At 74.6% G+C, this 452-nt stretch carries 1 pseudogene; it reads right to left on the reverse strand.

Features of this window, described 5'->3' with window-relative positions:
• Positions 1–452: pseudogene (locus tag ACU8YC_RS27475) on the reverse strand (hypothetical protein); the annotation flags it as partial.

Below are 452 nucleotides of genomic sequence, written 5' to 3' on the forward strand. Positions count from 1 at the left end.
GGCCAGGAAGGCGCCCAGCAGCAGCGTCGGGAACAGGCCGAGCCGGGCCAGCGCCCAGCCGCCCGCGAAGCCGCCCGCGATGCCGACCCAGATGCCGTAGAGCTTGGTGACGGTGGCGATCTCCTTCAGGTCGAAGCCCAGCGTCCGGTAGAGCGGGCTCGCCATCACGCCGGACAGGAAGTCGGGCAGCCGGAACAGGGCCACGAGCAGGAGGATGCCCCAGAGCGCGCCGCCGAACCGGCCGTGCAGCTCGGTCAGCGGCTCCAGGATGGCGCGGCGCATCGACCAGAACCGGGACCGGCCGGGCGTCTCGGCTCGCGCCGCGCGCGGCGCGTCGAAGGCCGGGGCCAGCAGGGCGGCGATCATCCCGACCAGCATGAGCGCCGCCATGATCAGGTAGGCCAGCGTCCAGCCCCCCGCCGAGGCGATGAACAGCGCCCCCGCGCCGGCGG

It is taken from the genome of Citrobacter sp. VF227, assembly GCF_052950715.1.